Below are 8737 nucleotides of genomic sequence, written 5' to 3' on the forward strand. Positions count from 1 at the left end.
GTGCTAACACGGGTTTTTTGTACGCTAAAGAACATGCCCATACAGCCAAACGGTTACTGTGCTTGATTTTCAGCAGAAAAACTTAATTACGAATTACTAATTATTTTAATACGGCTTACCCGTAATTATGAATGTTGCCCAGTAGTAAGGATGGTTATAAAGAATTTTATCTGATGCCATTTTACTATTTCTATATAGTTGTGTCGCTAAATAAGTTTGAATTCTTACTTCCTCTGGATGCAGATTATTTAAGATGTCTTCATACCATTTTGTCAGTTCTCCAGCAGTTAGTTCTTTCAGCCATCGTGTTGCTTCGGCTAAGGCAGTAACGGCTGATTTATTCGGCTGTAATCGTCGGTAAAACTCGATCATCACCAAGGCACTAGCCGAAGATTCTACACTCCAGAGAGTACTCACTACATGAGGTATGCCCTGAGTTACAAAACCACTGACTAAACTCACATATTCGCTGCTGATAGTGTAGTTGTTAGTACTTAAATTTTCACACGCAGAGAGGGTAATAAGGTTGTAACTATCTAGATTTTGTTGGCAGATTTCATCTAGAGTAAGCCTTTCTTCACCTGCTAATACTAATTCTGATTTTTTAGGTTCAGCTAAATTATTAGTGACATGACCCGTAAAATGCAAGATGTTATAACTATCGGATAAGGCATTTTCGACAGTATTTTTTGTAGCCTCTGCCCCCTGAATTCGCTGGATATTATTGAACATCTGACTAACAATTTCAGACTCCAGTTTGGCAAATTTAAGTGTGGGATAACCTGTACTTTCTGGATGTTCAACACTAAGCAAGAACTTATTTTGCCACTGCCAAATATCCTCAGTTCTGATTGATAAACCTATTTGGGCACTAGGTAGATAGGTGACGCTGAAATTTGATTCTACGTTGGGTAACTCTTCTGGTGATGGCGAAGAAAGATGGAAAAGTGTATGAATGGGCAATCTGTACAAGTCACGGTGAGGAATTAAGACAAGTTGGGTGATGCCTTCGAGTTCCTGTGCAATTGTGGAAATATTCAGGATTTCATACAGTTGCAACAGTTTCTCTTCCATCTCAACTCGCCAAGAATGGTGACTTTTACTTTCTTTGTCTTGGGCTGTGCTGCGATATTCTTGGTATTGTTGATGCCAATCTTCTAGCCAGATTTCAAATTCAATTAGGCGCTGCACTGCTTCGGGTAAAGGCAATTCATTGAGACGAATAGCGTCTTCTCCTAAAGGTATTACCCCAGTATCTTGCATGGGTGTAAACAGGAGAATTGGTGATGGCGCTTGGTCTTTGAGAATGAAAGTATGTAGGGCAACTGGACTAATATGCCAGTAAATAATTGCTGTTGTGGGATTGAATAGTTGTTGAATTGCGCCATAATAAGGCGAGTAAATATTATCATTCCAACCAGAAAGCAGCCAGTTTAAACAAGCATTTTTACCTTGTTCGGCAATTTCCCAAGCTTCTACTAAATCACCCGACTCTACAGCTAAGTCAACTGCCAATTGATCGAAGCCGACAAATTTTAGAGCTAGCTGTTTTTTACTTTCATCTGAGCGAGTTTCTTCACTCAGTAATTGTCGCAATAAATCTGTCCCACGTTGCAGCAATTCTTGAACTTGTGTGGTTTGTCCCAAACCCATCAACACTTTGCTGAGAGATTGTAATACCTCTAAATGCAACTGGGGAAAATACTCTAATGTCAGGGTTAACAGCGCCTGATGGTACTCAGATGCAGCTTTACGCCAATAATCGCGGGTATTGGTATGTTTTTTACCTTCTTCGTAGTAAGTATTAGCGATCGCAAAATGCAATCTACCCCAACCTTCTGGATGGGTATCTGTCCGCAGATGCTTTAACCCTTCTTCGTAGCTGGCTAATTTTCCTTCGTAGCCGCCCTGTTGTAAGGCGGGATTTGCCGCGATGATACTACTCGACAAATTCAGCAATTCCTCAGAATCTACTAAATGACCGATCGCAGTTCCCCGACCAATCCAAGCTTCCCAATAATCTTGTTTAATTTGCAAAGCGTTGTCATAACAAGCGATCGCTTCGACAAATTGTTCTAAATGAAACAGTGCTATTGCCTGATTATACCAAGCTAAGTGGAAGTCGGGTTTAATGGCGATCGCTTGCCGATAGGAGGCGATCGCTTCTTGTCTCCGTCCTAAGTTGTCTAATGCTATACCTCGGTTGTACCAAGCTAAGTAGAAATCAGCTTGAACTGAAAGTGCTTTGTCCCAGGAAGCGATCGCTTCTGACCACCTACCTAAATTAAACAGCACTACACCCCGGTCTATCCAAACTTCGTGGTACTCTGGGTTAATTTCTATAGCTCTGTCGTAAGATATAATCGCCTCGGCAAATTGTTCGCTGACAGCTAAAGCTATGCCTCGGTGATACCAGTTTTCCTGGTCTTCTGGTTCGAGTTGCAGCGCTTGGTCATAACTAGCAATAGCTTCTGGTAGCCAACCTAATTTTAGCAGTGCTAAACCCTTGCTAGACCAAGCTTCTTGATAGTCTGGCTTGATTTCTATAGCTTTATCAAAAGAGGCGATCGCTTCTTCAAAGTATCCTAATTCTCCGAGAGTTCCACCCCGGTTGTACCAAGCTTTGTAGAAGTCTGGCTTCAATTCTATGGCTGTTTCATAAGACGCGATCGCTTCATCAAAACGTTCTAAATGGAACAGCGTTAAGCCTCGATTAAACCAATATTCTGAGAATTCGGGTTGCATTTCAATAGCTTGGTCATAAGATGCGATCGCGCCTAACAAATCGCCTGTTTTCGCTTGCTGAAGACCTTGGTAAAACCACCCTTGAGCGTGGGTAATCGGATTATCACTATGTCGCTCAATAATACCAGGGGAATTACTGCTTTGAACTGCCAAATCCGAAGCAAGTTGCTGGACTAAATTGGTACTTTGATCCAACCTCACCCACAACTCATCTAAAGTATTTGCCACATTCGGCTCTAAATTCGTCAAAGTGTTATCCCAGGTTTCCACCGAGGGAGACGTTGCTAATTCAGTCCTTTGTCTAGTGGAAAGGAGATTTGCTGGTGTTGTAATTTGAACAACTTCTTCTTCGTCAAACCTCAATTCGGTTAACAAGCTGATTGAATCTTCCGCTGCCGGGAGAGGGATATTTTCTGGTATTGTGGTTTGGGCGTCTTCCCTTTCATATTCCCATACCACTTCCTCTAAGTTTTCGGGCGATCTCTCCTCAAAAGAGTCATTTTGGGGTGTTGACGTTATTGGTTCAACATCTGGCGCATCATATTCCCATAATTGTTCGCCAAAGCTAAGGATTAGCTCTTGTCCAGGAGTTGGGAGAATTTCTTCATCGGTTGTAGTTTCTACCACATCTGGCTCATCATACTCCCATAACTGCTCGCCCAAATCGCGGATCAGTTCTTGTCCAGGAGTAGTTTCTATTACATCTGGCTCATCATGCTCCCATAACTGTTCCCCCAAATCGCGGATCAGTTCTTGCCCAGGAGTAATTTCTAGATCATCTTGTGCCTGATTCTCCTGATAACCTTCTATTTCTGTAGGTAAGTTTTGCATTAGCCGAATGCCAATGTCATAAGCAACTTCTCCAATTCTGCCAACACCAAGTTCCCCCAATTGCACCATCTGTGTTGCTAAAAGAGGATTTGGTGTAGGTGAAGCTAGTAAGCTTTCACCAAACATCACCAACCAGTCTATCCAACGTTCAGCCGGAACGCGATTTTCGATCCGTTGCAGATACCTCAATGCCCACTGTCGTCCTCGTGCTTGATGCACGCCTTCTAACAATTGGATAAACAATTGTTCCAGATCCGCATTGGTTAGTTCTGGTAGTACCCCCACCAGATTGCGTCCTCTCGCACCCTTGAGAGAACTATTCTGTTTACTTGCAATGAGGCGCTTTAAAAACCTTTTAAGCGACTGCGATATCCGCCTGAGCATCTGCCACACTCTTGGATTTTGTTTTTCTAGATTGTAGCCATCGTTGTGTTAAAAAAATCATCAATTACGTAAAAATCCATTAGATTCGGACAGCGCTTCCGTAGCAGGTTAGCAAAAAATATACAAACCTTCAAGAGCATAGCATTACAACGTTACAATTCCCAGGTTTAACTCTTGAATTTGACTCTGGCAAGCAGTTAATTTTCAGTTTGCTCTGTAGTCGATTGACCAGCAGGATATAACTGACTAATTAATGCCTGGACAAGCACTTGTGGATCGTCCGTTTCAACGGCAAGCTGTTGAGCAATCTGCTGACGTAAATTTTCATCCTCCTGTAACATTACAAACAACTGTTCTAAAGTGACAGTTTGGTATTCTCCCTCTGGGGGGTTCTCAGATGCATCTGCTGACTCTAATACTGGGGCAGCTACCTCAGAGGGCAAAGGAGTGCTAAAAGCATCTGGCCCTTCATATTCCCAAACTGGTTCGCCTTCATTGCGTGTCAACAACTGCATCCCGATATTATAGGCAACATCTCCAATTTCTCCGACGCTCAACTCACCCAATTGCACTAACCGCGCAGCCATTTCATTATTGGGTGTCGGAGATGCGAGCAATCTGTCGCCAAAGCGCCCTAACCACTCAACCCACTCTTGAGTTGTGATCCGATGTTCGATATTATGCAGCCACTTCTGTGCCCATGCTTCCCCTCGTGCTTGATGTACTCCTTGCAACAGTTCGTTGAAGAGAAATTCCAGATCCGTATCGCTCAAGGGTGGTGCTGGTTCTTTTTCCACATTCCCCCTAGATTTTGAGGTAGTCTGTTTTCCACCAAACAAGCTCTGAAAAAGCTTTTTGAGCCATTGAAATAGCCGCTTGAGCATCTGCTGCACCATCGAGTTTTACTTTATCTATAAAATTGTAGCGATCGCACTGGACTATGGCGTTAGTTCAGTCAATAAAACGTATAGTCATTTGTCATTAGTTATTAGTCATTTGTCAAGAGTTATTCTTCTCTGCTTCCCAGTCTTCTTGAATAGAACAAATGTACTAAATGATATGCTATAATTCCGATACATTGATGTTGAAATCATAGTAGAGGATAAGCTCTGGTTGCTTGCTTTCCTGAGTGCCAAAATTTATGGCATTAGTTGAGTGTTGGGCTATGGCAACATCGATAAATAAAGCCAGGTACGAGAGTTTAAAATAATTGAATCCTAAACTCGACTCGGTGCTACTAATTCACATTGAAAGGCATTGAAGTCTATTTTTCCATGTCTTACGAACCCCTGCACCACAAATATCGCCCCAAGAGTTTTGCTGAACTGGTGGGCCAAGAGGCGATCGCCACCACCCTCACGAACGCGATCGGCACATCCAAAATCGCCCCCGCCTATTTATTCACTGGGCCAAGAGGTACGGGGAAAACTTCTAGTGCCCGAATTTTGGCTAAATCCCTCAATTGTCTCAAAGGTGATAAGCCCACGGCTGAACCTTGTGGTGTGTGTGAAGTTTGTCAGGGGATCACTAAGGGGTACGCCTTAGATGTAATTGAAATCGATGCCGCTAGTAACACTGGTGTCGATAATATCCGCGAGTTGATTGAAAAAGCCCAGTTTGCTCCTGTGCAGTGTCGCTACAAGGTTTATGTAATCGACGAATGCCTAACTGGAGATTCTCTGGTCTTGACTGATGAGGGACTTCACAGAATTGACGATCCCAAAATTAAAGGCAAGAAAGTACTGAGTTACAACGACTCATCTCTGAAGTGGGAATTCAAGAAAGTTGTCAGATGGTTAGACCAAGGAGAACGGCAAACCTTGGTTATCAAGACAACTAACCGAGAAATTAGATGTACAGCTAATCATTTAATTAGGACAAACCAGGGATGGCTACAAGCATTGGACGTAAAAGAAGGAGTGAAGATACTATCCCCTGTGAATGTGGATGCGGCATCCTCATTTACAAATTTGGTATCGATGGACGCACCCGGAGATTTGCTAGCGGACACCAGTTTAAAGGCAATACATCAGGGCAAAAATCATACGACCTGGAATCTATCCTTAAACAAGCCGAATTACTCCGACCTTTCTGTGCTTGCGGGTGTGGAGAAAAGCTTGATATCCCAACCTTTTTACAAAAAAAGGGACGAGGAATCATCAGTATCCAGTCTCGCTGGGAAAAACATCCATATAAAAAGGGACACGGAATTTGGGAACTTAGAACAGAAAAGTTCCTTGCCGATGCGGCAGTTATCCAGCCAAATGCACTTGGACTTATCTACGGAACCTTACTTGGAGATTGCTCTATCAGTTATCCCAATAAATACAGTAGATTCCCCAGATTGTGTTGGACACACTCAGAAAAGCAGCAAGAATGGTTGGAATACAAAGCTTATCGCCTTGAGGAATTGCGTTCAAAACTGCGAATTACAGCTAACAAAGGATACGGAAGCATATCAGTTACCTGTAACACCGCTTGCCATCCCCAACTCAAAGATGTCTTGGCAATCGTTAAACCAAATGGGGATAAAAAACTCGTCTCTATGGACTGGCTTAATCGAATTACCCCAGAAGGGCTTGCTTGGTGGTACATGGATGATGGCTCACTCAGTCTCAGTCCACAAGGAAGTCCACAAATTCAAGTGCATACAGAAGGATTCTCTGGCGCAGAAAATCAACTCATCGCCAGTTGGCTTACAACAATGGGATATTCAGCCGCAACAAAGTTTTATACCAGAAGTAGTACAGGCAAAACATACCACTACATCCAGATGGGCGCAAGCACCAGTAGAAAATGGCTGGCAGACCTTAAACAATATTCCATCCCCGCGATGGATTACAAGTTTGGAGATAGTCGAATCTGTTCACCTCGCTGGGGTTGAGCGAGTTTATGACATTGAAGTAGCAGATAATCATAACTTTGTGGCAAATGGGCTTTTAGTGCATAATTGCCACATGCTCAGTACCCAGGCATTCAATGCGCTACTTAAGACACTAGAAGAACCACCGAGACACGTGGTTTTTGTATTGGCGACAACAGATCCGCAACGGGTGTTACCAACGATTATTTCGCGCTGTCAAAGGTTTGATTTTAGACGCATTCAGTTAGAAGCGATGGTGAAGCATTTAAGTGCGATCGCATCTAAAGAAAACATTCATATTTCACCCGATGCTGTCACCCTGGTAGGCCAACTTGCTCAGGGAGGGTTGCGGGATGCCGAAAGTCTACTCGACCAATTGGGTTTATTAGCGGGTGAAGTCACACCAGAGCGAGTTTGGGATTTGGTAGGGACGGTAAGCGAACAGGACTTGTTAGCGCTTTTAAATGCGATCGCTCAAGATAAACCGGAAGCAGTTCTAGACTGTACTCACTACATTTTAGATCGTGGTCGAGAACCCCTAACTATTCTGCAAAATCTCGCTGCTTTTTACCGCGATTTACTGATTGCTAAAACAGCACCCAACCGCCACGATTTGGTTGCTTGTACTCAGCAAACCTGGACAGCGCTGGTTGAATTTGCTCAATACTTCGATATCAGCGTGATTTTGGCAGGACAGAAACACCTGCGAGAAGCTGAAGTGCAAATTAAAAACACCACCCAGCCGCGTTTATGGTTGGAGGTAACATTACTAGGATTGTTACCCAGTGCGACGAATATTCAGCCGCAAGCGCCAAGTGTCGCGCCGCGAGTTAACACACCTGCTGTATCTCCAAGCTATCCTCCAGTAGTTGCCCAAAATCACCCAGTCTCTTCTGTACCTCTGGCTGAACCGCAAACAAATCATAATTCTGTATCTGGCAATCATCAAGTGGCTGCCCAAAATCAGCCCGTCACTTCATCTCCCCCAGTTGAACAGCAAACAAATCACAATTCTGGTGCTAACTCAGTTTCACCGCCAACTCCAGAACCTGTTGCTATTCCTGTGCCATCGGTGAATATTGAACCAGTAACTTCAGAAGTTGTTGGCGAAGCAGAATATGACTTAACTCAGATTTGGCAACAAGTGCTTGCCAACCTCCAGCCAAAATCAAGGCAAGAAATGCTACGTCAAATGAGCCAACTCATAGAGTTCGACGGTGTTGTGGCTCGAATTGCGATTAAACAGGCATGGTATGACAAAGGGAAATCTTATCTACCGATGATTACGGCAGCTTTCCAGCAGACTTTCCAGCGTGAAATCCAGATAAATATAGAAAAAGGAATTTCTTCAAACTCTACCTCAGCCAAAAAAAATCCTCCGCCAAAAGACTCTACTCGCGTTCAGCAACCACCTACACCTAGCTACAACCAGCAAATTTCGCCTCCAGCGCCAGCACCCCAGCCAACTAATCCACCACCAGCACCGACAGCAGCAAAAAATGGAAATGGTGTAAATGGAAATGGTGTAAATGGAAATGGGGCAAATGGAAATGGCGTAAATGGAAACGGAACAAATGGAAACGGGGCAAATAGAAACGGGGCAAATGGAAACGGAATGCAAACTTTGCCTCCACCCCCAAAACAAACACCCGCACCTGATTGGGAACCTGACGAAGTAGCGATCGCAGCTCAACGTGTAGCAGAATTTTTCAACGGACAAATTATCCGTTTTGCAGATGATTTCCCAGAATTCTCCGATTCCATAACTACACCAGAATGGGTAGAAGAAGCAGACGTGGATGATGAATAAAGAACTTTCAGTTAAAAAAATATCCCATTGTAGGGGCGCAAGCCTAGATTTCTCACTTGTGAGAAATCCAAGGGGTGTGGGAGGTGTGGGAGGTGTGGGAGGTG

At 43.6% G+C, this 8737-nt stretch carries 3 protein-coding genes; 1 reads left to right on the forward strand and 2 read right to left on the reverse strand.

Features of this window, described 5'->3' with window-relative positions; all coding sequences use genetic code 11:
- Window positions 1–105: 105 nt before the first annotated feature.
- On the reverse strand, window positions 106–3960 hold the full coding sequence (locus CDG76_RS22100; protein WP_094351051.1) for a CHAT domain-containing protein: 3855 nt from the start codon (window positions 3958–3960) through the stop codon (window positions 106–108).
- A gap of 197 nt (window positions 3961–4157) precedes the next feature.
- Window positions 4158–4844 (reverse strand): hypothetical protein, encoded by a 687-nt coding sequence (locus CDG76_RS22105; protein ID WP_190240936.1) that lies wholly within the window; start codon window positions 4842–4844, stop codon window positions 4158–4160.
- Between the two features lie 390 nt (window positions 4845–5234).
- On the opposite strand from CDG76_RS22105, the gene dnaX reads away from it, so the two are divergent.
- Entirely contained in the window at window positions 5235–8633 is a 3399-nt protein-coding gene (gene dnaX, locus CDG76_RS22110) for a DNA polymerase III subunit gamma/tau (protein ID WP_094351053.1), read from the forward strand.
- The last annotated feature ends 104 nt before the right edge of the window (window positions 8634–8737 follow it).

The organism is Nostoc sp. 'Peltigera membranacea cyanobiont' 210A (assembly GCF_002246015.1).
In the GTDB taxonomy this organism is placed as follows: Bacteria; Cyanobacteriota; Cyanobacteriia; order Cyanobacteriales; family Nostocaceae; genus Nostoc.

Bases quoted from the DNA above. Each gene is read 5' to 3' on its own strand.
- CDG76_RS22100 (WP_094351051.1), bottom strand. From the start codon at position 3,960: ATGCTCAGGCGGATATCGCAGTCGCTTAAAAGGTTTTTAAAGCGCCTC.
- CDG76_RS22105 (WP_190240936.1), bottom strand. From the start codon at position 4,844: ATGCTCAAGCGGCTATTTCAATGGCTCAAAAAGCTTTTTCAGAGCTTG.
- dnaX (WP_094351053.1), top strand. From the start codon at position 5,235: ATGTCTTACGAACCCCTGCACCACAAATATCGCCCCAAGAGTTTTGCT.